Origin of the sequence: Paraburkholderia caledonica (assembly GCF_000383275.1) — a bacterium.
GTDB lineage: Bacteria > Pseudomonadota > Gammaproteobacteria > Burkholderiales > Burkholderiaceae > Paraburkholderia > Paraburkholderia caledonica.
Map to the genome: position 1 here is coordinate 173,818 of NZ_KB911039.1, position 24,985 is coordinate 198,802.

Genomic DNA, 24,985 nt, shown 5'->3' on the forward strand with positions numbered 1-24,985 from the left:
ACGCTGTTAATTTGCCACCAGCACCGGCGCGATTGCAGCCGGATCGCTGATACTCGGTCGGCCATTTTCGACGTGGCCTGCAACGCGGCGCAAGAAGCTCTCGTCGTCGTTACTGGTCACTGTCAAGTCGTACCAGTGATGGCTGGCCGCGAGCACCCACGCCTCTTCGATATGCGCTCCCGCCGGCACCAGCACCGGGCGAGGGCGCGCGCCATACGCGTTGTCCGTCACCGTCAAACGCGCGAGCTTGTCGCCCTTGTTGCTGAACTTGAGGAATACGTTGCCGTTCGCGACGTCGTATTGCACCTTCACTTCGGGCTGAGCGGGCTTCTCGTTGTGATGCCCCGCGCCAAACTGCGATGCCTGCGTTGCCCCTTGCGCGGTTGCCGCTACGTTGCCCGCGAACTTGCGCACGAAGCCACTCGGACCGAACACTTCGAATGCATATGCGCCGTTAGTCGTCGTGAGATCGAACGACTCGCTGAGCGACTTGCCTGCTTCAACGGTGTAACGCCACGGACCGTCAGTGCGGTTCGTCGAGTACACATAGAAGTGCGCGCCCTGATCGCCGGTGTTGCCGATAGAGAGTTCGAACGTGCTCTTCTTTGGGTCGGCGTGGCCGTTCACATGCAGTTCGTATGGCAATGCGCGCGCGAAGCGGATGCCGCCTTCCTGCGGGTCGATTGCGCCCGGCGTCGCCGGAACGGTCGGCTTGGGCTGCGTCGCGCATTGGTTGTCGGCAATGCTCTTGTAGTTGCTCGTGTCGGGCAACGGCGGCACTTTCGAATCCGGCGTGCGGAAATCGAACGCCGTCGTCAGATCGCCGCACACAGCGCGACGCCATGCGGTTATGTTCGGCTCATACACTCCAAAGCGCGTTTCAATGAAGCGGATCACCGACGTGTGATCGAACACCTGCGAGCATACGAAACCGCCCTTGCTCCACGGCGAGACGATGGTCATCGGCACACGTGGGCCGAGGCCGTAAGGCAGACCGTCGGCCGTATAGCTGCCGCCGCGACCCGGGTTGACCACGTTGTGAATTTCGCCTTCGGTGCTGACCGTCGACTTGCCTTGCGCGGGCGTGGTCGCCGGTTGCGGCGGCACCATGTGATCGAAGAAGCCGTCGTTCTCGTCGTACATGATGAAGAGCACGGTCTTGCTCCACACCTCCGGGTTCGACGTCAATGCATCGAGAATCTGCGACGTGTATTCGGCGCCGTATGCAGGCGTGTATTGCGGATGCTCCGAGTAGGCAGCCGGCGGGCACAGCCACGAGACTTGCGGCAGCTTGTTGGCGAGCACGTCGGCTTTCAGATCGTCGATCGTGCGCACCGTCTGCGCGCGTTCATACAACGGCGAGCCCGGCTGCGCGTTGATGAAGTTGCTGAAATTCTGCAGGATGTTGGTGCCGTAATTGCCATTCAACGGATCGGAGCCGGTCAGCCCTTGCTGATAGACCTGCCACGAAATGCCCGCGGCTTGCAGGCGCTCGGGGTACGTGGTCCAGGACAGCAACTGATAGTTCGGCGGACCGTCGCCGTCCACCCAATCGTTGTTATCGAGCAGCGGCCCGCCGAACTTGCCGGTCGGGTCCACGGTGCCGGTCATCAGATACGAGCGGTTCGGGTGCGTCGGTCCCGGCAGCGAACAGAAGTACGCGTCGCATACGGTGAACGCATCGGCGAGCGCATAGTGAAACGGGATGTCGCCGCGCAGGTGGTAGCCCATTGTCATGTCGGTCTTGGTGGCGGGCCACTGGTCATAGCGGCCGCCGTCGATCGCGGCATGCGTTTTGTACCAGCTGTGATCGAGGTCGCCCACGCATTGCGCGCTCGTCGTGGACGTATCCAGATGAAACGGCAGCACAGGTTTCGTCGGGTCTGCCTTCGACGGTTGATACCACACCGGCTTGCCGCTCGGTAGCGGGATCGGGAAGCGGTCGTTGTAACCACGCACTCCGCGCAAGTGGCCGAAGTAGTGGTCGAACGAGCGGTTCTCCTGCATGAACACGACGATATGTTCGACGTCGCGAATGGTGCCCGTGCGCGAAAACGCGGGAACGGCCAACGCATTGCGGATCGACTCAGGCAGCGCGGTCAGCGCGGCGGCAGCGCCGGCGGATGAAGCCACGGTCTGCAGGAAACGGCGACGGCTATTTGATGTCATCGAATATCACCTTCTGCGGGGGGAAAGAATAGCGCGCCGCGCGCGCCGGTGGAATCGCTCAGTTGCTGTTCGCGCTGTCGTCTGGTGCGTAATGCATGACGGGCGCCACTTGGTGGCTGTCGGCGGCGAGGCTGGCTTGCATGTTCTGCGTGATCGCGTCGGACGCGAGGGCGGGGTCCGACGCGAGCGTCGCCGAAGCGTTGAGAGGGGATGTTGGCGAAGAATCCGCTGGACTCGCCGCGTTATTCGCGACAACGCCCGGCGATGAAGACGCATTACTCGACGCGGAATCATCCGCGCCGCAACCGTTCAGCGCTAACGTTGCGAGCGCAACGAACAGCGCGCCAGCGAGGCGTTTGTCTCTTCTCATGTCTGCATCCAGTTTCGTGAGAGCGGATGCAGTCTCTAACCCTTTCAAGAAATAATTGTGAAACGTTTGCGAGTGGGAAAAATGACTCGCGTTTGTGAGTTCTTCGAAAGGAACCGGAAAGTGATAAGTAGGAGAATGGACACGTTAGCGCCATCTGCTTGACGTTCAGGCACACCGAAACATAGCAACCGCCTTGCAAGAGTGCTCACGCCATGACACGCATTGAACGACCTTTCGACATGACGCGTCTCGAAGACGAATGGCTTGAAGCCGACGGCTTCGGCGGCTTCGCATCCGGAACCGTGGGCACACTGCGCACGCGCCGTTACCACGCGTTGCTGCTGAGCGCCACGCGAGCGCCGGGCGGCCGCATCGTGCTCGTGAACGGCATCGAAGCATGGCTCGAAGCGCCGGGCGAGCGTTATCCACTCAGCATGCAACGCTATGTGCCCGATGTGGTCTATCCCGACGCGGCGGCGAACATGCTCGACTTCACCACGGAACCCTGGCCGACATGGCGCTTCCAGTTCAACGCGGAAATCGTTGTCATAGCCGAAGTGTTCGTCAGCAAGGCGACGTGTGAAACGGTATTGCGCTGGAGGTGGCAGAGTGCGCAAACAGCATCGCAAGCAAGTGGGCTCACGTTGAAAGTGCGGCCGCTTTTATCGGGCCGCGACTATCACGCGCTGCATCATGAGAACGCCGCGTTTGACTTCAGCGCTCAAACCGGTAGCAATGCCGGCTGCGTAAGCTGGCAACCGTATGGAGATCGGCCGCGTATTCATGCGACGACGAACGGCGTCTACACGCATGCGCCCGATTGGTATCGCAACTTCTGCTACGTCCGCGAGCGCGAGCGCGGGCTCGATTTCAGCGAAGATCTGGCAACGCCCGGCGTCTTCAGTTTCGATCTTGCAGAGGCGCAAGCAGTGATGATCCTGAGCGCGTCGGACACAACCGCACACGCTGCGGCAACGAGCCATGGCGATCAGCTGGCCGCCGTCGAAGAACAGCGTCGCAATGCCTTCGGCTCGCGTCTGCAACGATCCGCCGACGCCTACGTCGTGCAGCGTAACGAAGGCCGCACGATACTCGCGGGTTTCCCATGGTTTACCGACTGGGGCCGCGATACGTTTATCGCAATGCGCGGCTTGCTGATTGCAACAGCCCGACTCGACGCTGCCGAAGCGATCCTGCTCGAATGGTCTGGAACATTGTCCGAGGGTATGCTGCCGAACCGCTTTCCCGACTATGGCGATGCACCGGAATACAACTCGGTCGATGCATCGCTGTGGTTTATCGTCGCCGTGCACGACTATCTGGCGACGAACCACGCGAGCGCCGCAACCATAAAGCGTCTGCAGCAAGCGGTCGAAGCGATCCTCACGGGCTATACGCAAGGTACGCGTTTCAACATCAAGGCGTCTGCGGAAGACGGTCTGCTATGTGCGGGCGAGCCCGGCATGCAGCTAACGTGGATGGACGCGAAGGTCGGCGATTGGGTCGTGACGCCGCGTATCGGCAAACCGGTGGAAGTGCAGGCGCTGTGGATCAACGCGTTGCGCATTGCAGCAACGTGGAACTGGCAATGGCAGTCGCCGGCCGAGCAGGCGTTGCAAGCGTTTCTTAAACGCTTCATCGACCCGTCCACGCAAACGCTTTTCGACAACGTCGATGTGGATCATGTAACCGGCACTGTGGACCGCTCGATTCGCCCGAACCAGATTTTCGCGGTCGGCGGTCTGCCCTTTGCATTGCTCGAAGGCGCGGCGGCGCGCGCGGTGGTCGATCAGGTTGAAGCGCAATTGCTCACGCCGCTCGGCTTGCGCACGCTTGCGCCGTCGGACCCTGCTTATCGCGGCCGCTACAGTGGCGCGCCCTACGAACGCGATGGCGCCTATCATCAAGGAACGGCGTGGCCGTGGCTGCTCGGGCCGTTCGTCGAGGCCTGGTTGCGCGTGCGCGGCGATTCACCAGACGCGCGCCGGGAGGCCCGGACACGATTTGTCGATCCGCTATACACGCATCTCGATCACGCCGGTCTCGATCACATCTCCGAAATTGCTGACGGCGACGCGCCGCATGCCCCCGCAGGCACACCGTTTCAGGCGTGGTCGCTTGGAGAACTGCTGAGGATGGAGTACCTGCTTGCCGGGTTGGATCGCACCGGCGCTTAAACCGCGCTACGATGTGTGTCTCTCCGCCAAGCCCGACGCAAGGACGCTGTCATGCCACCGCTGCGCGCTGCGAATCTGTTAGACACCACTGAAGGCTCACGCCTGCATTCGGCGGACTGCGCCCACTGGCAGCGCTGGGGACCGTACCTCAGCGAGCGCCAATGGGGCACCGTACGCGAGGACTACAGCGCGGACGGCACAGCCTGGGACTACTTTCCGCACGACCATGCGCGCAGCCGCGCGTACCGTTGGGGCGAAGACGGCATTGCCGGATTCGGCGACGACACGCTGAGCTGGTGCGTGTCGGTCGCGCTGTGGAATCGCAAGGACCCGATCCTGAAGGAGCGGCTCTTCGGTCTCACGAATGCGCAGGGCAACCATGGCGAGGACGTGAAGGAGTTGTACTTCTACCTCGACGGTACGCCCACGCATTCATACATGCGCATGCTCTACAAGTATCCGCACAACGCTTTTCCGTATCAGGATCTGATCGAGGAAAACGCGCGACGTGGCGGCGACATGCCGGAGTACGAGATTCTCGACACCGGTGTGTTCGACGACTTGCGCTATTTCGACGTGCAGGTCGAATACGCAAAGCACGCGCCGAACGACATCGTGATGCGCGTGACAATCGAGAATCGCGCGGATGAGCCAGCGTCGCTCGATGTGCTGCCGCAAATCTGGGCGCGCAATTCGTGGTCGTGGAAAGAGAACACGGACAAACCTTCGCTGGTTGCGGGCACCGACCATAACGGTCACGCGCAATTGATCGGTCATCAGCATGGGCAGGAACCGATCGTCGTCACGGCCTGGTCGAACGACGTGCCGCAAGTCACGTGGCTCTTCTGCGAGAACGACACCAACGTGAAGCGGCTGTTCAACATGGAGGCCGAAGGTCCGTTCAAAGACGGCTTCAACGACTACCTGGTGCATGGCGACCAGCAAGCGGTGCGTCGCGAGCATGGCACGAAAGCCGGCGCACATGCGCCGATCGAACTCGCTGCGCACGGCCGCGCGGTGGTCTACATGCGTTGGCGTCCGGAAGCGAGCCCCGACGAAGTGCCCCTCGACGCCGATGCACTCTTTGCAAAGCGGATTGCGGAGGCCGACGAATTTTACGGCGCGCTGCAGCACGACATGAATGACCCTGACGCGCGCCTGGTGCAGCGTCAGGCGCTGGCGGGCATGCTGTGGTCGAAGCAGTATTACCGGTATGACGTGCATCGCTGGCTGGAAGGCGATCCGTTGCAGCCAAAGCCAGCGGCCGGACGCAAGCGTGGACGCAACGCGGACTGGATGCATTTGTGCAACGCGGACATCGTGTCGATGCCGGACAAATGGGAGTACCCGTGGTACGCGTCGTGGGATCTCGCGTTTCATGCAGCAGCGTTCGCGCTGATCGATCCAGCGTTTGCGAAGCGTCAGTTACTGCTGCTGGTGAAGGACCGCTATCAGCATCCAAATGGACAATTGCCGGCTTACGAATGGGCGCTCGGCGATGCAAATCCGCCCGTGCATGCGTGGGCCGCGTGGCGCGTCTATGAAATCGACCGTGCGCTCACCGGTAAGCCAGACCGCGATTTCCTCGAGCTGATCTTTCATAAGCTGCTGCTCAATTTTTCCTGGTGGGTGAATCGCAAGGACGCCGACGGGCACAACATTTTTCAGGGCGGCTTTCTCGGTCTCGACAACGTGGGAATCTTCGATCGCTCGTCGCCGTTGCCAACCGGCGGTCACATCGATCAGGCGGACGGCACCGCGTGGATGGCCGCTTACGCGCTCGACCTGATGCGCATCGCGCTCGAACTTGCGTATGCGAACCATGTGTTCGTCGATATCGGCGTGAAGTTTTTTGAGCACTTTCTGTACATCGCGCAGGCCGTGAGTTGCGACGACGGCTGCGATACCGGACTGTGGGACAGCGAGGACGAGTTCTTCTACGACAAGCTGCGCCTGCCTGACGGCAGCAGCGTTCCCATGCGTGTACGCTCGATTGTCGGGCTCATTCCTCTCTTCGCGGTGCACGTGCTCGAAGAGCGCTTGCATGGTCACTTGCCTGGATTGCGGGATCGGCTTGTCTGGTTCCTCAAGCATCGTCCGGACCTCGCAAAGCTGGTTTCGCGCTGGGACGAGCCGGGCAAGGGCAACGCGCTGCTGCTGTCGGTGTTGCGCGGGCATCGTATGAAAGCGCTTTTGCGGCGCGCCCTCGACGAGAGCGAATTCCTCTCCGATCATGGCGTGCGCGCGCTGTCCCGATACCACCGCGATCATCCGTTCGTCTTCAACCACAACGGCAACAGCTTTACTGTCAAATACTTGCCGGCCGAATCGGACACGCGCGTGTTCGGCGGCAATTCGAACTGGCGCGGTCCGGTGTGGATGCCGGTCAACTATCTGTTGATCGAATCGCTATACGAATTCCACCGCTATTACGGCGACGAATTCCGCGTCGAATATCCGACTGGTTCGGGCCAGAAGTTCTCGCTGTGCGAAATCGCCGACGAGCTCGCACGCCGCGCGACCACGCTGTTCCTGAAGAACAAGAACGGCGAGCGTCCGGTAATGGGCGCTTATCCTTTGCTGCAAGCCGACCCCCGTTCGAGCGATCTGGTTCTGTTCCATGAGTATTTCCACGGCGACAATGGACGCGGCGTCGGCGCTTCGCATCAAACCGGCTGGAGCGGACTGGTAGCGCTGCTGTTACAACCACGTGTCATGGCCGCTTCCGGCAGCGTCCCGCGCGCGGGCGAGGCCGGGCGCGCGCCGATTCCGACTGCGCCGTCGGCACCGGCACGCGAGGTCGAGCCTGAAACGGCGTCTGCGTTGGCGACAAGTTCCGTCAAATAGCGCGCTATCGTTTTGAACTGTGTGGCTGCGGGCGTGGTCTTTCAAGTATTGCCACGTCCGTTTCATTGGCTTCTTCAAGTGAATCCCATGCCGACTACACCGAATTCTCAAGCCGCTAATTCTTCGAACGCAGACGCTGACGGCAACGTTGCTGTGGAGCGCAGTTGCAAAGTCAGTGCGAACGCGCAAGGTGAGCCGCCGTCGCCCGCGGGCAAACGTCCCGCGCCGCCTTGCACGTTGGTGATCTTCGGCGCGGGCGGCGACCTTACGAAGCGCCTGCTGATGCCCGCGCTTTACAACCTCGCGGTGGACGGCCTGCTCGACAACGGCATGCAGATTGTCGGCGTCAATCACGGCGCGCGAGAGACGGCCGAGTGGCGGGAAGACCTGCACCAGTCGCTGCAAAAATTCGCAGCCGACAAGGCCAGCACCTTTCACGCCGGCAAGCTGGATGACAACGCGTGGAACTGGGTGGCGCAACGCCTCGAATATATGGCCGGCGAGTTCGAGACACCCGACACCTTCGCGCAGCTCAAGCAGAAACTCGCTGACGCGCCGGGCGGCAATGTGATCTTTTATCTGGCGGTCACTTCGCGTTTCTTCAAACCGATCGTCCAGCATCTGGGCGAGGCGGGGTTGCTTAAAGAGGGCGATGGCTTTCGCCGCATCGTGATCGAAAAGCCGTTCGGCACCGACCTTGCAACAGCACGCGATCTGAATGCGCATATCCTTTCATATGCGAAGGAATCGCAGATTTATCGCATCGACCACTTTCTCGGCAAGGACACGGTGCAGAGCATTCTTGCCGTGCGCTTTGCCAACGCGCTATTCGAACCGGTATGGCGACGCGAATATATCGACAGTGTGCAGATCACGGCGGCGGAAACAATCGGCGTGGAAGGGCGCGGCAAGTTCTACGAACAGACTGGCGCGTTTCGCGACATGGTGCCGAACCACCTGTTCCAGTTGCTCGGCATGGTTGCCATGGAACCGCCCAATTCATTCGATGCGGAAGCCGTGCGCGATAAAAAGGCCGAAATTTTCGACGCCATCTTGCCGCTGACGCCGAACGACGTCGTGTTCGGTCAATACGAAAAAGGCGCTGCAGGCGTGGGTTATCGTGAGGAGCCGGATGTCGCGCCGAACAGCACGACGGAAACATATGCCGCCGCGCGCGTGTTCGTAGAAAATTGGCGCTGGGCCGGCGTGCCTTTTTATCTGCGCACGGGCAAGCGGCTCGCCGCGCGCCGCACGGAAATTTCAGTGCAACTGAAGCCCGTGCCGTTTCGTCTGTTCCGCGACACGCCTGTCGATGCGCTTACGCCTAACGTGCTGACTTTGCGCATAGACCCTGCGCACGGCACGAGCTTCGACTTCAACGTAAAAACGCCGGGCCCGGTAATGCAGATCGGCCCGGTACAGTCTTCGTTCGATTACGGCGATTTTTTCGCGGAACGCGCGAACGTAGGCTATGAAACGCTGCTGTACGACTGCATGCTCGGCGACGAGACGTTGTTCCAGCGCGCCGACAGCATCGAAACGAGCTGGTGCGCGGTGGACGATGTGTTGCATCCGAAAGCGGGCGGCGCGGTCCCGGTGCACGGCTATGCGGCCGGCAGCGAAGGGCCCGCCGAAGCAGACGCGCTGCTGGCGCGCGACGGCCGCGCGTGGCGTCCGTTGAAAGCGGGCGCGGTCCAGAAGAAGTAATGCCATGAAGCACAACCACACATATGGGGTAACCGTGGCGACATCCAAAGCAAACGCGGCAAAGGCGAAAAACGCGAAAAACGCGGCAAAAGCGACAAACGCCGCAAAGCAGGCCAATGCGGCCAAAGCTGCGCAAGCAGCAACGAGTGACGAGCGCATTCTCGCAATCGACGTCGGCGGCACCGGCCTGAAAGCGGCGATTATCGACGCGGACGGCAAGATGCAGACCGAGCGCTTGCGTGTCGCGACACCGCATCCGTGCACGCCCGATCAACTCGTCGATGCGTTGGCAAAACTCGTGGAGCCGCTGGTCGCAAAAGCGCCGCCCGCGCTGATGTCGATCGGCTTTCCGGGCGTGGTGCGCAACAACCGCATTCTGACGGCGCCGCATTTCGGCGTGGAAGGTTGGCACGACTTTGCGCTTGCCGATCTGCTCGCGCAAAGGCTCGGTGGTTTGCCGGTCCGCATGATCAACGACGCCGAAATGCAAGGCTTCGCCGCAATTGAAGGCAAAGGACTTGAATTCGTCCTGACGCTCGGCACCGGCGCGGGAACGGCGCTCTTTCGCGACGGCGAGCTGATGCCTCATCTGGAGCTTGCACACCATCCGGTGAGCAAGAAAGGCGTTGCTTACGACGAATACATTGGCGACGCCGCTCGCGAAAAAGCTGGGAATAAGCGCTGGAATCGGCGCGTTGAAAAAGTGATTCGGATTCTCGAATCGCTGGTGAACTACGACAAGTTGTGGATCGGCGGCGGTAACGCGGCACGCCTGACATTCCAATTGCCGGCGAACGTGGCGACGGTTTCGAACGACGCGGGAATTGAAGGCGGCGCGCGGCTATGGCATCCACGGTCGGTGCGCGAAACGCGGCAGCTTCCCGAAGCGAACGCGCGCGTTGGCAAATTCGAATAATTCGAACTCACGTCAATGGCGAATAACCGGGAGCGAGCAGTAATGATTCGACGCGCTTACGTTGGCACTGCGCGGCGCCTGATGTCTGCCGGCGTGGGCATGATGCTCGCCTTCACCGTGGCTGCTGCAAATGCGGCTGAGGCGTTCACCTTGACGTCGCTGGGGCTGGCCGACGGCGCCACACTGGAATCGGCTCACGCGGCCAGCGCCAACAACTGCGGCGGCGGCAACGTGTCGCCGGCATTGCAATGGCACAACTCGCCCACAGGCACGAAAAGCTATGCGGTGACCATCTTCGATCCAGACGGCGCGAAGGGTTTAGGCATCGTGCATTGGGTGCTCTATGGCATTGCGCCTTCCGTTACCTCGCTTGGCTCGGGAGCCGCACCGCCGCCTGGCAGTGTCGGTGGGACGAATCGCACCGGTGGCACGGGATATTACGGACCATGCCCGCCGGTCGGCGAGGTGCCGCATCACTACGTCGTGCAGGTCTACGCGCTTGATCTCGCGCCCGACGCTTTGCCGGCCGGCTTGACGAGAGACGCGCTGCTTGCCGCAATGAAGGATCACGTGATTGCGGCAACCAGCACAGTGCTTCGATACGGGCGATGATCGCAACGCGCTTGCAGCTAGCGGTCGCCCGCCTCGTTTAGCGCGCCGCGTCGCCCCACCGGTATTCGACGCTGGCCTCGTCGAGTTGCTGCTTGATGTCGGCGTGCAGCACGAGTTCGGACGCAGCCAACGTGTCGTTCAATTGCTCGGCGCGACTCGCGCCGATAATCGCCGACGTGACCAGTGGATTTGCCAGCACCCATGCAAGCGACACGCGCGTTAGCGACTCGCCGGTCGGCTCGACAATCGCTTTGAGCCGCTCGATCGTCTCGAATTCGCGTTGATGCCAGTACCGCTCCTGATACATGGCGCCCGCTTTGCCGACGGTTTCAGTGAAACGGCCCGACGGCGGCGCTGCATCGAGCTTGTGCTTGCCCGTCAGCAAGCCGCCCGCGAGCGGGTTGTACGGCATGACTGCAAGTTGCTCCTCCGCGGCCAGGGGCAGCAGTTCACGTTCGATCTGGCGGAACAGCAGGTTATAACGCGGCTGCACCGAGACGAAGCGCGCCACGCGTAATACGTCGGCGCGACCCAGCGCACGCGCGAGCCGGTACGCAAGAAAGTTCGATACGCCGATGTAGCGTGCTTTGCCCGAGCGAACGATCACGTCCAACGCTTCGAGTGTTTCGTCGAGCGGAGTGCTCGCGTCGTCGGTATGGAGTTGATAGAGGTCTACATAGTCGGTGCCGAGACGCTTCAGCGAGGCATCGATTGCATCGAGCAGATGCTTGCGCGACGCGCCCTGGTCCCATGCCGAGGGGCCCATCTTGCCAACTGCCTTCGTGGCCAGAATGAAGCGGTCGCGCTTGCCCTTCAGCCAACGGCCCACGATCTCCTCCGTACGTCCCGCGTCGCTGTGGTCGCTGCCGAGCGGATATACGTCGGCCGTATCGATGAAATTCACGCCGGCGTCGGCGGCAGTATCGAGAATGCGGCGCGAAGCGTCTTCTTCAGTCTGCAGGCCAAAGGTCATCGTGCCGAGGCACAAGCGGGAAACCGTCAGGCCGGTGCGGCCGAATTTGCGGTATTGCATGCTCAACTCCGGAATTGAACGAATGGGTTGCGATAGGGAATACGGCAAGAAGCGTGCGAAGAGGATAAACGCAAAACGATAGTTGCGTTGACAGGCGCACAGCCATGCATTGCAAACGTAAGCTGCGCGCTTGCCCGCTTGGAAATGGCCGCTCGCGCTAGAATCGTTGCAGCGCATTGCTTGCTGCTTCAACAGGAATTTCGACGATGACACGCCCAGCCGCCACAGTCACGAACCACGCCACGAGCCACAGCGCAAGCGAAGCCACAAGCGTGGTGGATGCCGCGCTCGTCACGCGCCGCTCGATCCGCGCATTTCTGCCGACGCCCGTGCCGCGCGCGGACATCGAGGCGATTCTCGAAGTGGCGAGCCGCGCGCCCTCCGGCACCAATACACAACCGTGGAAGGTCTATGTGGTGACGGGCGACTCGCTCGCGCGTGTGTCGCAGGCGTTGCTGGAGGCTTACGATCATCCGGAGCGCGACACGCTCTATCGCGAGGAATATCCGTACTATCCGCGCGAATGGGTGTCTCCTTACATCGACCGCCGCCGCAAGATCGGCTGGGATCTGTACGGACTGCTCGGCATTGAAAAGGGCGACAAGGCGCGCATGCATGAACAGCACGCGCAGAACTATCGCTTTTTCGGCGCGCCAGTGGGCCTTTTCTTCACCATCAACCGCGTAATGGAGCGCGGCAGCTGGCTCGATTACGGCATGTTCATGCAAGCCATCATGACGGCGGCGCGCGGGCGCGGCCTGGACACCTGCCCGCAGGCCGCGTTCACGCCGTTTCATCAGGTGATCGCAGCGCAACTCGATCTGCCGCCAGACGAGCAACTGGTGTGCGGCATGTCGCTCGGCTTCGCAGACGAAAACGCGCCGGTCAACGCGCTGCGCTCCGAACGGGAACCGGTGGAACGATTCACGCGGTTTCTCGATTGAACGCCTGGTGATAAGACGGCCTTTGGTTCAGGCGCGTCCTACTACGTACAAAGGAGTCGAATAATGAAAACATCGCGCCGCCATTTTTTATTGTTGGGCGTGAGTGCAGGCTCATCGCTCATGATTTCACGCGCGGCATTCGCCGCCGGCGCGAACGCACTCAGCGAGGCCGATCCGCAGGCGCAGGCGCTCGGCTATAAAGACGACGTGTCAAAAGTCGACAAGGCCAAGTATCCGCAATACGCAGCGGGCCAGAATTGCGCGACATGTTCGCTCTTTCAGGGCAAGGCTACCGACGCGTACGGCGGCTGCACGCTGTTCGGCGACAAACAGGTCGCCGCGCGCGGCTGGTGCAGTTCGTACACGAACATGTGAACCGCGGGCAGCCGCGCATTCGTCAGATCAACGCGGCGAGCAGAAGCTCATGTGAGCGGCCGATCCACACGGCGGCGTCGCGGTGGTCGCGCAGTGCGTCGCCGGTATTCGGGTGCACGAAAATGTCGAGCGTGCCGTGATTGAGCGTCAGCCAGCCAATCAGCTCGCCGAACTGCTCGTGGGCGAAAGCCATTTGATACGACCACATCGGGTGCGGCCCGACCGGGCGTTCGTGAAAACGACCCATCTGCAGCTTGCCATGCCAGCGCGCTTCGATCTGCTCGCGGAACGCCCAGGCGCTGTCGCGCGTCGCGGAATCGAAGTAGACGTGTGCGTGCCAGCTTTGAATCACGAAAGTGTCACGAAGAGTCATGCCGAGCCTGTGGTGTGTCAGTCGTTATCCGCCATTTATTCTGCTTCAGTTTCCGCCGACGCGCGCGGCGCGCGCCTCATGTGAAACTGTCTTTCATCTTCGCCCACGATTTCAAAACCGAACCGCTCGTAGAGACGCTGTGCCGGGTTGCCTTTGAGCACCTTGAGCGCGACGGGCAATGCGTCGGCGTCGGCGGCGCGCAGCACCGTGCTGAGCGCTCGTTCGCCGATGCCGCGCCTTTGCAGCGCGGGCGCGATCTGCAATTGAACGACTAGCCATTCAGTATCGGTGCGATGCGCTTTGAGCAAGCCGGCAGGCATGCCGTCGACACAAATGACACGCGCTGTGTCGTAACGATGCAGCAAACGCGCGCGATGCTCGGCGTCGTCCGCAGGTTCGCCGATACGCGCGAGGTGTTCGGTCATCGTCGCCTTGCGCAGTTCGAAGAGAAAGGGCTCGTCTCGCGCGACGGCGGGGCGCAGGGTTATTGCAGCGTGGTCGTCGGACATGTCGGAGCGGTGCCGGGTGCGGAGCCGGTTAGTAAGAATGGGCGCGAATTGTCACGCTGCCAGTGCTTTTTTACCATGCTAGCTTGTTCCGATGCGCGCGCTCGCGCAGAGAATGCGGATTGGTCGCCGCTCGTGCGAGTCATGAAAGCCGGAAGCGGCGCCGCGACTTTAACCGCGATGCATCAGGCGCCGCCGATGTTTGCCGCTCGCGCGACACTCGATGCAAACGCGCTGTACGGGTCGCCGAAGCATGAGCGCAGCGCGTTTAGCGCTGATTGGCATGTGCCTTGCTTTTGCCCTACCCGCGGATTGCTACGCGCGCGAGTCCGAGACTTCGCGCGCGACACGCCGAAACGCCGGGAAACGGCGCCACTTGGCATACAACGAACAATGCTGAACACGAAACCACATGTTCTGACGCGCGCGATAGATGGCGACGCGATGACGCTCGTCTTCTACCCCGACACAGGCTGCCTGCGTTTCGCCGATTCACGCGGTGTGGTGTGCCACGAACTCCGGCCACCGCATTCCTGGTTTGCGATTTCGTCCGCGTTGCGCGAAGTGCGCGGCGGGACACACGCGATGTCCGAAGGCTTGAGTACCCTATTGCATGAATTCTGCCGGAAACGCTCAAGGTGGCTGAGCGGCCGGGCGCACATGCCGGCAGCGGCCAGCGCGCTGATGTTTGCGCCGGCGCTTCGTCTCGCAGCCCGGCCCGCGTCTACGTCGGCAGTGTTGCCGGGAGACGCGGACATGCACGCGCCGTTGCGTTCGCTTACGATGAAAGTAGCGGCAGCACAGTAGGGAATTCATCAGCCGAAAGATCGGCGCCGGTTTGCGTGTCTATTCAGTTTTGTTCGGTGTTGTCCGTTTCAGTACGGCGGACGGCATAACCAACTTTGCGAGGTGGGCCATGGAGATTATCGAGCTTGAACCTAGCGTCTCGGCTGACGGGCGCGCGGTGATTTTCCAGCTTTCGGCGCGAGGACGAGACCTCGAATGCGCGGTAACGCGTGAAGCGCTGGAGCAGCATTTCTGGCTGCAGCGCGGCGCTGCCGAGGACCGCATGCTGAAAACGTTTGCGGATGGCCGCAAACGCATCACTGCTGTCGCCGAAAGAAAGATGCTGGCCCGTCCGGGCGATAAAGTCCTGTTGACGATCAGCGATTTTGCCGCGCGCTAATGACGGTTCATCGCCGTGCACGCATCGTCGTCATGACGTTGCGTGCGCTTTCGTCGCGCTGAATCTTGTGCGAGCGGGCGCTCGGTAGCGCCCTCGCTCGCCTGCCTGTTCGCCATTCGCGTGTGAGTCGTTCACGCGGTTCCGGCATCCCTCCTGCATGCGTCCCCGATTGTTACGCCGATTCGTCAAACTGGCGCGGCAAATCCCTTCCTTTTGCCCAATTGCCTGGGCGCTCGCTCGCATAAACTGTTTTACATGGAGCGACAAATCACCGAGCCCCATCGACGCGGTCTTCCCCCGCGTTGTTTTGAACCGTACCGTTGATGGCAGTTTGCCGCGGTGTTCGACGCGGCAGGGCAGTAACGCAACACGAAGTAGAAGCAGAACAATGGCGCAGTAGCAGGTGAAGTAGCAACAACCGTTTTTGCAGTGCTGGTAGTAGTTGACCTGGCAACGACCGTTTTCCAGTAACAGTTGAAGTCGCAACGAAAGTCTCAGCAGTAGCAGTACAAGTTCAGAAGATGTCTTCGCAGCAGCAACATAAGTAGCAGATTGGCAGTAACAGCGTTTCAGTTTCGATGGTTACAGGTCGGCGAGCATCCACGCGCGAGCACGACTCTTCCATCCTGTCCGGCCCTGTTCTCTCGCGGGAACAGGGTTTTTTTTCGTCGATGCGATGAAGGCCCGCGACCTTCGCGTTTTAAGCCGGACTTAATATTCGCTTGCCATCATGCTTACACAGACTCACATTAGAGGCTGTTCGGCCGCCGGCGCATCGGCGGCACTCGTCGCGGGAAATCATACCGATCGTGCGACGAAGCCGAGAATTAGCGAAGGAGGTAAAACCTATGTCCAGTAAATCGCGAGTCCGCAAACACAATTCGCCGGCCATGTCGCCGCTGTTGCGTGCGCTGACTCAAAGCCGTAGCACGCACGAGCCGGTTACCGCTGCGATGCTTCTGCAGTGCTATGCGGCGCTCGACGCGTTCGAGCACGGTCACGGCTCACGCGATCTGCACATGTCGTTGAGCCGGCACTTGCTCGTGTCGCAGGAGCTTGCGCGCCTCGGCCTCGGCGAAGACCTTATCGACGATATCGAGAGCGGCCACGCCGCTATGGTCCACTTAGACAGCCGCGAGCAGATAACCGGCAAGTGGACGCTCAGCGACGACGAACACGCACGCCTGTGCACGTCGCTCGCGATTCTGGACGAGCAATTGTCCGTGGCATCGTTGAGCGAGATTGCGAGCGCTCAGGCGCGAATGATCGAAGGCTTGATGCGGTCCGCGCGGACGAGAGCAATCGCCGAAGCGGTGCTCTGACGGTAAAGCCGCAAATCCCCCAAATAGAAAACGCCCCATGTGGGGCGTTTTTTTTTGCCGCGCCGGTTAATCGTTGTACTGCGTTACATCGTAATAGCTGATCCAGTTCTGATTGCCGCCGAGTTCAACCAGGCGCGAACCCCCTGAGGTCAGCGCGGGGAAGGGACAATTCGTACACGTGCGAACGCCTTGCGAATCGATTCCGGCGCTGACCGTCGTTTGATACTGCCCAAACGTGGTGTTGTTCGGGCTGCCCACTGCAAAGCCGTCGACTTCGCCGTTCGTGCCGGCCAAGGTCAGACCGAATGCCTGAATCTGCACCGAATTCACGGGATACGCGAGGCTCTGTCCGTTGACGAGGCTGGACCAGCTGACGCTCATCGCATACTGAATACCGGCAAGCGATCCGGCAGGAGTAAGAAACTGCGTCTGGAAGTCGGACAGCAAAGTCGGCCACGACACCGTCGCACCGGCTGCCGCGCCGAGCGGGCTACCCGGATTCATGACCTGCGACACGCCGAGTTTCGTGCCGGTGCTGTCGTAAAACGTCACCGTGTAGGCGGCGTAGAGCGGCACTGTGCCGACATCGACTGATTGCGCCGCATACGCGCCGCTCGACGCGGGCGGCGCGAAGCTGGCCGTAGACGGTAGCGATTGCCATGACCAGCGATACATGGACGTGCTGCTCGCAGTCGTGGCCGGCGATACCGGCGCGGCACTCAACGCCGTGTCAGAGAGGCCGAGCGTGCTGCTGCCAGCGGCGCTGCGCGGCAGAAGCCACACAGGCGCCGCGAGCCCGGGCCCTGAGACGGACGCGGAGTACACAGCGGGGTTCAGCGCGACCGGAATCGTAATTTCCAGGCCGGACTCATAGCGGTTCACGTCGTTGACCCGCGCGTCGAGAAACGTGCGGCGCTGGATTCGCGAATTGATCGCCACGGCGAATTGCGACTGGTTGCCGACCAGGTTCCAGCCGAGCTGCGTGCCGCCCGCGAGCGCAACCGGGGCCGCCATCTGCTGAGCAATGCTGTACAGCGCGCCTGCTGTGCCGTCGGCGAGCGTCAGCGGGATTTGTACGAGCGCTTGTTGCTTGCCGTTGCGCGTGAAAAACGCGAGGGTCTTCGGCGATCCGAAGCGCGCACCGGCAAGCGACGCGTTCGGCAAGCCGTGACCCGTCGCAAGGTTGCTTGAGCCGTTCTCCAGAAAAGTACTGTCGATGGCGGGTGCGCACGACGTATCCAGCGTGCCTGTCGCAGCACACGCCGTCAGCAATGGCGCGAGCGGTTCCAGATAATTGGCTGCAGCCGCCGGCGCGGCGAGCTTCGTGGATTGCCCTGTCTGCTTGTTCAGCGCGACGGTTGTACCGGGCGCGGCGTTGGACAGCAGCAGCAAGCCGCCGTTAGGGCCGGTCACAACCGACACCGTATCGATCACCGCATCCGCACCCGTGTGATTCGGCGTGAACGCGGTGCCGACAGGATCGAAGCCGGCCGACTGGATGCCGTTTTGCGCGAGCACGTTCGCGAGAATTGCGTCGAGCGTGATGATGGCGATCTGAACCGAGGGCAGCGTAACTTTAGCGAGTGCGGTGCTCGACGCGAGATCGGACGGATTGCCCGATGCCGTCAACATCGCGGCAATAGCAGTGGTGAGCGTGGTGATGTTGGCAACGGCGGGCGCCGTGCCGTTGGGTAGCTTGGCCAGCACGGAGACAAGCGGACTCGAGAAGCCGGTCGCGTCGTTTGCCATCAGCAGGAACGGCGCGGTCATGCCTTTGACGGAGACGCTAAACGCGCCCTGTGCGTTGGTGGTGGCGGTCGCTTGCGCCCCGGTGGCGTCCATCAAGGTCACACTTGCGCCGGCCCATGCGCTGCCGCTCGCTACAGTGCCGGTAACGGATGTCGCGGTGGCAGTTTGCGTGTTGGACGAGCCTGACCCCGACCCCGAACCCCCGCCGCAACCGCTCAGTTGAAGAAACGCAAAAGCCACTGCGGCCGCGACGGCGCTGCGCACTAACGTTCGATGCATGAAATCCCCGATGCTGTGATTCGTTTTGATATCGGCCCGTTATGTCGATAAGCGCTTTTCAATCCTCGCGCGGTGTCGTCGGATTGAAAGCAATACCTATGTTTTCTCACACTTTAACGGCCGTTTAAATAGCGGCTGATGGCGCGTTGGGAGAATACTTCAAATCGACGCAAGCGTGCCGTGTCGCAAAAGTGAATCCGCAAAGCGTTGAAGCTTACGAGTCTCCGTAAAAGCGCGGGGTTAGCCGCCGATTAGTCCGCGGTTCAGGCTTACCGGAACGATCCGCGCTTGCTAGACTGGTTTTCCGCGCTCATCCAAGCGCATTTTTCTTCCGCCATACGACTGCCGGGCGCCTGTCCGCAGCTCACTCATTGGAGACGCCATGTCTTATATGCTGCTGATTGTCGAGCCCCCGGAACAGCGCATCGAGCGCGGCGAGGCGAAAGGCCGTGAAGTCTACGATCAGATGGTGCGTTTCGCCGCTGACCTGAAAGAGCGCGGCAAACTGCTCGCGGTCGAATCGCTCACGTCTTCCCGCGACGCTGTGCGCGTGCAGGTGCGCGACGGGCAGCCGAAACTGGTCGACGGACCCTTCGCAGAAGCGAAGGAAATGGTCGGCGGCTTTTTCCTCCTCGATTGCGACTCGCGCGAGGAAGCGGTGGCCATTGCGCAAGCCTGTCCGGCGGCGACCTGGTGCACCGTCGAGGTACGCAAGCTCGGCCCCTGCTTCGCCTAGGCTATCTCCGGCTGTTTGCTCGGGGTTTTCACCAGGCGCCCGAGCTGTCTGTCGAATCGCTCGTGCATTGCTCGTCGTGTGAGTAAGAGCAGGCCAACGCGCCACGCTCAACGAGACATCCTCGAACCTCACGACGAAAGGAGTAACCGCGATGCGATTCATGATTCTGGTGAAGGCGACTGCCGCGAGCGAAGCCGGCGAAATGCCAGAAGCGTCCTTAATGGCCGCGATGGGCGCTTACCACGAAGAACTCGCCAAGGCAGGTGTGCTGCTGGACGCCACGGGCTTGCAGCCCAGTTCGAAAGGATGGCGCGTTCGCTACAGCGGCGGTCAGCGCTCGGTGATCGACGGTCCGTTTGCTGAGACGAAGGAACTGGTCGCCGGCTACACACTGATCCAGGTGCGTTCGCGTGAAGAAGCGATGGAATGGGCGCGGCGTTTTCCCGCGCCGTTCGGCGAACAGGCCGACGGTGAAATCGAGGTGCGGCAACTCTACGAACTCGATGACTTCGAGCCGAGCGCGGAACTCGAGCGCTTTCGTGAACTGGAAGCGGGCCGCCGCTGATTCCACGCCAATCGATTACTGGACTCATCATGCACAAGCAGATCTTCGTCAATCTCGCGGTCGATAAACTCGATCGGTCAAAGGCATTCTTCAGCGCACTCGGTTTTAATTTCGATCCGCGATTCACCAACGATCAGGCGGCGTGTTTGATCCTCGGTGAAAATCTTTACGCAATGCTGCTGGTCAAAGACCTGTTCAAGTCCTTCACGCGCAAGTCGCTTTGCGATCCGAAGGAAAGCACGGAAGCGCTCGTAGGCCTGTCATGCGACAGTCGAGGCGAAGTCGATGCGCTCGTCGCCAAAGCGCTCGCTGCGGGCGGCACGGCGCCGCGTGCGCCGCAGGACTACGGCTTCATGTACGGCCACGGTTTCGAAGACATCGACGGGCATATCTGGGAGCTGATCTACATGGACCCCAACGCGAAGGCGCCGGGTTGAATCTGTGACGAAACCGGCCACTCACCGTGCCATCGAGGCAGTCTGGCGGATCGAGTCCGCCAAGGTCATCGCCTACGTCGCGCGAATGGTGCGCGACGTCGGGCTCGCCGAAGAACTGGCGCAAGACGCGCTCGTGTCGGCGCTCGAACATTGGCCCGACGCGGGCGTGCCCGACAATCCCGGAGCGTGGCTGATGGCGGCCGCAAAGAACCGCGCCCTCGATCGCTTGCGGCAGGAAGCGTTGCACGCGCGCAAACGCGAAGAGCTGGGTCACGACCTGGACGCGCTAGAGGCGCATGTCGTGCCGGATTTCGTCGATGCGCTCGACGCCGCGCGTGCCGACGATATCGGTGACGATTTGCTGCGGCTCGTCTTCACCGCATGCCATCCGGTGTTGTCCACCGACGCGCGCGTCGCGCTCACGTTGCGTTTGCTAGGCGGCCTGACGACGGACGAGATCGCCCGCGCTTTTCTTGTGCCGGAACCGACCGTCGCACAGCGCATTGTCCGCGCGAAGCGGACGCTGTCGGCCGCGAAAGTGCCGTTCGAGGTGCCGCAGGCGGAAGCGCGTGCGCCGAGGCTCGCGTCGGTGCTGCAGGTGATCTATCTGATCTTCAATGAAGGCTATTCGGCGACGGCCGGTGACGACTGGATGCGCCCCGCACTCTGCGAAGAAGCGCTGCGGCTCGGGCGCGTGCTCAGCGGTCTCGTGCCTGACGAAAGTGAAGTGCACGGCCTTGTCGCGTTGATGGAAATTCAGGCGTCGCGCACGCATGCGCGCACCGATGCACAAGGGCGCCCCGTTCTGTTGCTCGATCAGGACCGAAGCCGTTGGGACCCGCTTTTGATCCGTCGCGGGCTGGCCGCGCTCAACACTGCGCACGCGCTTGGCGGCGCGAGCGGGCCATACGCGCTACAAGCCGCGCTGGCCGCGTGTCATGCCCGTGCGCATCGGGCCGAAGATACCGATTGGGCGCAGATCGTCGCGCTATACGACGCGCTTGCGCAGGTGGCGCCGTCGCCGGTTGTCGAATTGAACCGCGCGGTTGCGGTGGGTATGGCCTTCGGACCGGCGGCAGGCCTTGAGATTGTCGATGCGCTCGCGGCAGATGCGGCGCTCGCCAACTATCACTGGCTTCCGAGCGTGCGCGGGGATCTGCTTGCGAAACTCGGTCGTATGGATGAAGCGCGCGCGGACTTCGAACGTGCTGCCGCGATGACGCGCAACGCACGCGAGCGCGAGTTGTTGCTCGAACGCGCGCGCGCGGTGATGCAGTAGGCTGCCGAAGTTTGTGCGCATAAACCGGGCATAGCCACGGCACTGCGCGCTGTCGTGCGCCGACGACGGCATTATTCTCCGGCACTGTAGGAAACATCACCGAAGGCGCAATGGAACCTGCTAGCGGATCAACTGACGCACGCCCAACGCGATGATCAGGCCGCCGCAGACCCGGTCGACCCATGCCTTGCTGCGCCGGTACGCGGACGCGATCCGCGCGTGCGACAACGTCAGCGCAACGAAGCCATACCAGCTGCTTGCCACGACGAACACCATGCCCAGCATCGCGACGAAAGTGCCGACGCTCTCATGCGGCGGCGCCGCCGACGAAAACACGGCGGCAAAAAACGCGACCGATTTCGGATTCGCGATATTCGTCGCGAAGCCTTGAGCGAATGCCTGGCGGACGCTGCCGCCGGGCGCCTGCGCATTCGGTTGCGGGTTGCCTGCGGAAGCCTTGAAGATCAGACGTCCACCGAACCAGATCAGATAAGCGGCGCCGGCCACTTTAACGGCGAAGGCCAGCCACGGAAACGCTGCGAACACAATGCCGACGCCGAGAATCGCGCAACTCGCCCAGAACAGATTGACGAGCACAATGCCCGCCACCACCGCCAGCGCTTCGGTGCGTGTAGCGGAGGCCGCCTTATGCGCGACCGCAACGAAGTTCGGACCGGGAATCACAACGCCGGCCACATACACGGATAACACACCTAGAACGGCCGAACTATCTACCACGCGAAGCTCCGATCAAGCAGAGAAAAAGGCCATTGCACCGGTCGCGACGCCCGCAGCCGCGACCACGAACGACACATTGCGCAACCATTTCTTGCGCGTGAGCAGCGTGATCGCGCACAGAGCGATGGCAACCTGAATCAGCGTAGTAGCCTGCGCCCAGCGATGATGGCCATGCAGCAGCGCCTCGCTTTTCGCGTCATTGTCGAGCACCTCTTTTTCTATCGCTTCAGCCTTTGCGCGGATCGGCTCTTTTTGCTGCTTGTACTTGTCGACATCCGCGAGAAATTTTGCATGCTCGTCAGAACTGGCGACCGACAGCGCCGCGCCCAGCTCCGCGAGGTTCTGCTTTTCGCCCTTCGCCTGGTAATAGTTCCATTGGTTCGACGCTTCGGTCTTTTTGATCGCGGCTTCGTTCTTGTAGTACAGCGCGAGGTTCTCGCTGTTTCCGCTTTGGTACGCGCACAACGCGCCAATCGTCGCGAGGACCGCCGTTACCACGGCCATGCGGCTCCCGAAAGAGTCCGCGTCGTGGTGGCCGGCGTGCTGCACCGCGTGGTCGTGTGGACCATGCACTTCATACTCTTCAGGCATCAGATTCTCCGAGGCAAACTCTTTTGTCGTATCCGGGCGTCGCGCGGACCCGGGGCCTCAATCTTAGCGCGTGACGTCACGACGATGGAGAAGCATGCTTTCTGCGAGTGCCTCGTTGTTCCGATTCAGGTGCGATGACCCATCCACAGCAGCAGGAGCGACAGCGTCACGACAGAACCCACGGTCGATAAAAGAATTGTGCGCGATGTGATCTGCGCTTCGCGCTCATAGAACTCGGCCAGCATGAACGGGCCGGTGCCAGTGGGCAGCGCTGCGAGCACGACCGCCATTTCGACCAGCGCGGGCGAGAGCCGGAAGACGCGCGAGGCGAGCCACCATGTCAGCGCCGGCTGCACGACAAGCTTGACGAGCGTCAGCAGCAACGCAATGCCCCGTGTACCCGATTCGGACGGGCGCCTTTCGGCGAGAAACAAGCCGAGGCTGACCAGTGCACACGGACTGGCCGCACCGCTCAGTAACTTGAGGAACGTCTCCGCGCTCGGCGGCATGGCCACGTGCAGACCGGCAAACAGCGCGCCCGCGATCGGCGACACGATCAACGGGTTGCGCGCCAGTGAACGCAGCACTTTCAAGCCGAGCTTGTGCGGTGTGCGTTCGGTCTGCAAGCCGATTTCGATCAACACGATGGCGCCTGCAAACAGCACACAGGCGACGAGAATTGTCGCGATCGTGGTGGGTGTCAGGCTCGCCTGGCCGAACGCGATCATGCCGAGCGGAAAGCCGATGTAGCCGGTGTTCGGATACGACGCGGCAATCGCGTCGACGCTTGCATCCGCGAGATGGCGGCCGCTTAGTAGTCGCATGACGAGAATCACAGCAAAGATGCCAGCGCATGCAATCGAAAACGTGACGACAAACGCCGGCTGGTACAGCTGCTCCCATGTGGCGCGCGCCATGGTGTCGAACAGCAGCGCGGGCAACGCGAGCCAGACCACGAAGCGATTCAGTTCCGACGCCGAGTTCGGCCCGAGCACGCCGCGTCGCCGACAGGCAAAGCCCGCGAATATGAGGCCGAAAACGGGAAGCAGGATCTCGAGAGTGGCTAACATCGGTGGGAAACGCGCGAGCGATACGGCGTGTAAGAGGGCAACCCGTCAGCGTAGTGACTTGCGTTGATACAATCAAATACTGTTTTTTACGCTGGACGATACCTTTTATGCATCGTCGCTTGACTCAGGTGGACACGTGATCGACATCAAGCCGCTGCGCTATTTCGTGACGCTTGCCGAGACGCGCCATTTCGGGCGGGCGGCGGCGCGCCTGAACTTGTCGCAGCCCCCGTTGAGCCGTCAACTGGCGGCGCTGGAAGCGAGCCTCGGCGTGATGCTTGTCGAGCGCAGCCCGCGCAGCGTCACGCTGACCGCCGCGGGCGAGCGCTTTTACGCGGATGCAAAGGCGATTCTCGCGTCGGTCGAACAGGCGGTGAGCAATGCGCAGGCAGCGGCGTCGGGCGACGCGGGCAAGCTCGCGATTGGCTTCACGATGTGCGCCGCCTATAACGTCGTGCCCGGCTATGCGCGGGCGTTCGGCGCGGCGTACCCCGAGGTCGCGCTGAATCTGCGCGAAGTGGTGTCGAACGACCTGGCCGCGCAGGTGGTGGCGGGGCACATCGACGCCGCCATCATGTTTCCGCACGTGCCCGATAAGGGACTCGCCACGCGCACCATCTTGCGCGAGCCGCTTTGCGTCGCGTTATCGCGAGGTCACCCGCGGGCTCGCGCCCGGCGGCTCAAGATCGCGCAACTAGCCGGCGAGCCGTTCGTGCTGGCATCCGCGGAAGTGGCGCCCACGTTACGCGCGACGATTCTCGATCATTGCCGCTCAGGCGGCTTTGAACCGGACATTCGCTTTGAAGTGCAGCTGCAACAGACCGTGTTGAGCCTCGTCGATGAAGGCGTGGGCGTTGCACTCGTGCCCGCTTCCATGCGCAAGGCCCAGCTTGCGGGAGTGGTGTTCAAGCCGCTGGTGGACGCGCCGTTGATCGAGCAGGTGCTGGCCTGGTCGCCGGCGAACCGGAATCCGTGTCTCGCGCGGTTCCTGGAGTTGGCTTGAG

At 61.8% G+C, this 24,985-nt stretch carries 23 protein-coding genes; 14 read left to right on the forward strand and 9 right to left on the reverse strand.

The genetic code is table 11. The annotated features are described in order from the left end of the window. Positions 1-6: 6 nt before the first annotated feature. Both H281_RS0118865 and H281_RS0118870 read right to left on the reverse strand, forming a co-directional pair. Entirely contained in the window at positions 7-2,169 is a 2,163-nt protein-coding gene (locus H281_RS0118865; protein WP_020068713.1) for a phosphocholine-specific phospholipase C, read from the reverse strand. Positions 2,170-2,227: 58 nt separating this feature from the next. Then, positions 2,228-2,539 carry a hypothetical protein gene (locus H281_RS0118870; protein WP_020068714.1) on the reverse strand — a complete coding sequence of 104 codons (312 nt, stop codon included), beginning with the start codon at positions 2,537-2,539 and terminating at the stop codon, positions 2,228-2,230. Positions 2,540-2,751: 212 nt separating this feature from the next. Between H281_RS0118870 and H281_RS0118875 the strand changes: the two genes are divergently transcribed. The 5 genes from H281_RS0118875 to H281_RS0118895 all read left to right on the forward strand — a co-directional run bounded on the left by H281_RS0118875 (position 2,752) and on the right by H281_RS0118895 (position 10,798). Continuing rightward, on the forward strand, positions 2,752-4,716 hold the full coding sequence (locus H281_RS0118875) for an amylo-alpha-1,6-glucosidase (protein WP_020068715.1): 1,965 nt from the start codon (positions 2,752-2,754) through the stop codon (positions 4,714-4,716). A 51-nt stretch (positions 4,717-4,767) separates the two neighbouring features. After that, positions 4,768-7,563, forward strand: coding sequence for an MGH1-like glycoside hydrolase domain-containing protein (locus H281_RS0118880; protein WP_020068716.1), 2,796 nt, complete (start codon positions 4,768-4,770; stop codon positions 7,561-7,563). 87 nt (positions 7,564-7,650) lie between these two features. Further along, the gene (gene zwf, locus H281_RS0118885) at positions 7,651-9,270 is read left to right on the forward strand and encodes a glucose-6-phosphate dehydrogenase (RefSeq protein ID WP_027804749.1); all 1,620 of its coding nucleotides are present in this window, start codon (positions 7,651-7,653) and stop codon (positions 9,268-9,270) included. 4 nt (positions 9,271-9,274) lie between these two features. Continuing rightward, entirely contained in the window at positions 9,275-10,186 is a 912-nt protein-coding gene (locus tag H281_RS0118890; RefSeq protein WP_020068718.1) for an ROK family protein, read from the forward strand. Between the two features lie 42 nt (positions 10,187-10,228). Next, positions 10,229-10,798, forward strand: a complete 570-nt coding sequence (locus tag H281_RS0118895; RefSeq protein WP_020068719.1) for a YbhB/YbcL family Raf kinase inhibitor-like protein — start codon at positions 10,229-10,231, stop codon at positions 10,796-10,798. Between the two features lie 37 nt (positions 10,799-10,835). Here H281_RS0118895 and H281_RS0118900 read toward each other — a convergent pair whose 3' ends face one another. After that, positions 10,836-11,831 (reverse strand): aldo/keto reductase, encoded by a 996-nt coding sequence (locus H281_RS0118900; RefSeq protein WP_027804750.1) that lies wholly within the window; start codon positions 11,829-11,831, stop codon positions 10,836-10,838. A 206-nt stretch (positions 11,832-12,037) separates the two neighbouring features. Between H281_RS0118900 and H281_RS0118905 the strand changes: the two genes are divergently transcribed. After that, the gene (locus H281_RS0118905; RefSeq protein ID WP_020068721.1) at positions 12,038-12,775 is read left to right on the forward strand and encodes a nitroreductase; all 738 of its coding nucleotides are present in this window, start codon (positions 12,038-12,040) and stop codon (positions 12,773-12,775) included. 63 nt (positions 12,776-12,838) lie between these two features. After that, on the forward strand, positions 12,839-13,150 hold the full coding sequence (locus tag H281_RS0118910) for a high-potential iron-sulfur protein (RefSeq protein WP_020068722.1): 312 nt from the start codon (positions 12,839-12,841) through the stop codon (positions 13,148-13,150). A 22-nt stretch (positions 13,151-13,172) separates the two neighbouring features. Here H281_RS0118910 and H281_RS0118915 read toward each other — a convergent pair whose 3' ends face one another. Together H281_RS0118915 and H281_RS0118920 are read right to left on the reverse strand one after the other, a co-directional pair. Then, positions 13,173-13,523, reverse strand: coding sequence for a DOPA 4,5-dioxygenase family protein (locus H281_RS0118915; RefSeq protein ID WP_020068723.1), 351 nt, complete (start codon positions 13,521-13,523; stop codon positions 13,173-13,175). A 35-nt stretch (positions 13,524-13,558) separates the two neighbouring features. After that, entirely contained in the window at positions 13,559-14,032 is a 474-nt protein-coding gene (locus tag H281_RS0118920) for a GNAT family N-acetyltransferase (protein ID WP_027804752.1), read from the reverse strand. 913 nt (positions 14,033-14,945) lie between these two features. On the opposite strand from H281_RS0118920, the gene H281_RS0118930 reads away from it, so the two are divergent. Together H281_RS0118930 and H281_RS0118940 are read left to right on the forward strand one after the other, a co-directional pair. Then, a complete protein-coding gene (locus tag H281_RS0118930; protein WP_020068726.1) occupies positions 14,946-15,215 on the forward strand; it encodes a DUF1488 family protein in 270 nt (89 codons plus the stop codon). Positions 15,216-16,063: 848 nt separating this feature from the next. After that, on the forward strand, positions 16,064-16,537 hold the full coding sequence (locus H281_RS0118940) for a hypothetical protein (RefSeq protein ID WP_027804754.1): 474 nt from the start codon (positions 16,064-16,066) through the stop codon (positions 16,535-16,537). Positions 16,538-16,603: 66 nt separating this feature from the next. Here the strand turns inward: H281_RS0118940 and H281_RS0118945 are convergent, their stop codons facing one another. Further along, positions 16,604-18,565: a hypothetical protein gene (locus H281_RS0118945; RefSeq protein WP_027804755.1), complete on the reverse strand. Its 1,962-nt coding sequence runs from the start codon at positions 18,563-18,565 to the stop codon at positions 16,604-16,606. A gap of 382 nt (positions 18,566-18,947) precedes the next feature. Between H281_RS0118945 and H281_RS0118950 the strand changes: the two genes are divergently transcribed. The 4 genes from H281_RS0118950 (at position 18,948) to H281_RS0118965 (ending at position 21,582) form a co-directional block, all read left to right on the forward strand. Further along, complete coding sequence (locus H281_RS0118950) at positions 18,948-19,301, forward strand: YciI family protein (RefSeq protein ID WP_020068730.1); 354 nt, start codon at positions 18,948-18,950, stop codon at positions 19,299-19,301. Between the two features lie 151 nt (positions 19,302-19,452). Further along, positions 19,453-19,866 (forward strand): YciI family protein, encoded by a 414-nt coding sequence (locus H281_RS0118955; RefSeq protein WP_020068731.1) that lies wholly within the window; start codon positions 19,453-19,455, stop codon positions 19,864-19,866. 29 nt (positions 19,867-19,895) lie between these two features. After that, complete coding sequence (locus H281_RS0118960) at positions 19,896-20,303, forward strand: VOC family protein (RefSeq protein ID WP_020068732.1); 408 nt, start codon at positions 19,896-19,898, stop codon at positions 20,301-20,303. Positions 20,304-20,307: 4 nt separating this feature from the next. Continuing rightward, complete coding sequence (locus H281_RS0118965; RefSeq protein ID WP_020068733.1) at positions 20,308-21,582, forward strand: RNA polymerase sigma factor; 1,275 nt, start codon at positions 20,308-20,310, stop codon at positions 21,580-21,582. A 120-nt stretch (positions 21,583-21,702) separates the two neighbouring features. Here the strand turns inward: H281_RS0118965 and H281_RS0118970 are convergent, their stop codons facing one another. From H281_RS0118970 to H281_RS0118980, 3 genes are all read right to left on the reverse strand, one after another. Further along, positions 21,703-22,320, reverse strand: coding sequence for a LysE family translocator (locus tag H281_RS0118970; protein WP_027804756.1), 618 nt, complete (start codon positions 22,318-22,320; stop codon positions 21,703-21,705). Between the two features lie 12 nt (positions 22,321-22,332). Beyond that, positions 22,333-22,911, reverse strand: coding sequence for a DUF4337 domain-containing protein (locus H281_RS0118975; protein WP_020068735.1), 579 nt, complete (start codon positions 22,909-22,911; stop codon positions 22,333-22,335). Between the two features lie 125 nt (positions 22,912-23,036). Continuing rightward, positions 23,037-23,981, reverse strand: coding sequence for an AEC family transporter (locus H281_RS0118980; protein WP_020068736.1), 945 nt, complete (start codon positions 23,979-23,981; stop codon positions 23,037-23,039). Between the two features lie 136 nt (positions 23,982-24,117). Here H281_RS0118980 and H281_RS0118985 point away from each other — a divergent pair, with 136 nt between their 5' ends. Further along, positions 24,118-24,984 carry a LysR family transcriptional regulator gene (locus H281_RS0118985; protein WP_020068737.1) on the forward strand — a complete coding sequence of 289 codons (867 nt, stop codon included), beginning with the start codon at positions 24,118-24,120 and terminating at the stop codon, positions 24,982-24,984. The last annotated feature ends 1 nt before the right edge of the window (position 24,985 follow it).

Bases quoted from the DNA above. Each gene is read 5' to 3' on its own strand.
- H281_RS0118865 (WP_020068713.1), bottom strand. From the start codon at position 2,169: ATGACATCAAATAGCCGTCGCCGTTTCCTGCAGACCGTGGCTTCATCC.
- H281_RS0118870 (WP_020068714.1), bottom strand. From the start codon at position 2,539: ATGAGAAGAGACAAACGCCTCGCTGGCGCGCTGTTCGTTGCGCTCGCA.
- H281_RS0118875 (WP_020068715.1), top strand. From the start codon at position 2,752: ATGACACGCATTGAACGACCTTTCGACATGACGCGTCTCGAAGACGAA.
- H281_RS0118880 (WP_020068716.1), top strand. From the start codon at position 4,768: ATGCCACCGCTGCGCGCTGCGAATCTGTTAGACACCACTGAAGGCTCA.
- zwf (WP_027804749.1), top strand. From the start codon at position 7,651: ATGCCGACTACACCGAATTCTCAAGCCGCTAATTCTTCGAACGCAGAC.
- H281_RS0118890 (WP_020068718.1), top strand. From the start codon at position 9,275: ATGAAGCACAACCACACATATGGGGTAACCGTGGCGACATCCAAAGCA.
- H281_RS0118895 (WP_020068719.1), top strand. From the start codon at position 10,229: ATGATTCGACGCGCTTACGTTGGCACTGCGCGGCGCCTGATGTCTGCC.
- H281_RS0118900 (WP_027804750.1), bottom strand. From the start codon at position 11,831: ATGCAATACCGCAAATTCGGCCGCACCGGCCTGACGGTTTCCCGCTTG.
- H281_RS0118905 (WP_020068721.1), top strand. From the start codon at position 12,038: ATGACACGCCCAGCCGCCACAGTCACGAACCACGCCACGAGCCACAGC.
- H281_RS0118910 (WP_020068722.1), top strand. From the start codon at position 12,839: ATGAAAACATCGCGCCGCCATTTTTTATTGTTGGGCGTGAGTGCAGGC.
- H281_RS0118915 (WP_020068723.1), bottom strand. From the start codon at position 13,523: ATGACTCTTCGTGACACTTTCGTGATTCAAAGCTGGCACGCACACGTC.
- H281_RS0118920 (WP_027804752.1), bottom strand. From the start codon at position 14,032: ATGTCCGACGACCACGCTGCAATAACCCTGCGCCCCGCCGTCGCGCGA.
- H281_RS0118930 (WP_020068726.1), top strand. From the start codon at position 14,946: ATGGAGATTATCGAGCTTGAACCTAGCGTCTCGGCTGACGGGCGCGCG.
- H281_RS0118940 (WP_027804754.1), top strand. From the start codon at position 16,064: ATGTCCAGTAAATCGCGAGTCCGCAAACACAATTCGCCGGCCATGTCG.
- H281_RS0118945 (WP_027804755.1), bottom strand. From the start codon at position 18,565: ATGCATCGAACGTTAGTGCGCAGCGCCGTCGCGGCCGCAGTGGCTTTT.
- H281_RS0118950 (WP_020068730.1), top strand. From the start codon at position 18,948: ATGTCTTATATGCTGCTGATTGTCGAGCCCCCGGAACAGCGCATCGAG.
- H281_RS0118955 (WP_020068731.1), top strand. From the start codon at position 19,453: ATGCGATTCATGATTCTGGTGAAGGCGACTGCCGCGAGCGAAGCCGGC.
- H281_RS0118960 (WP_020068732.1), top strand. From the start codon at position 19,896: ATGCACAAGCAGATCTTCGTCAATCTCGCGGTCGATAAACTCGATCGG.
- H281_RS0118975 (WP_020068735.1), bottom strand. From the start codon at position 22,911: ATGCCTGAAGAGTATGAAGTGCATGGTCCACACGACCACGCGGTGCAG.
- H281_RS0118980 (WP_020068736.1), bottom strand. From the start codon at position 23,981: ATGTTAGCCACTCTCGAGATCCTGCTTCCCGTTTTCGGCCTCATATTC.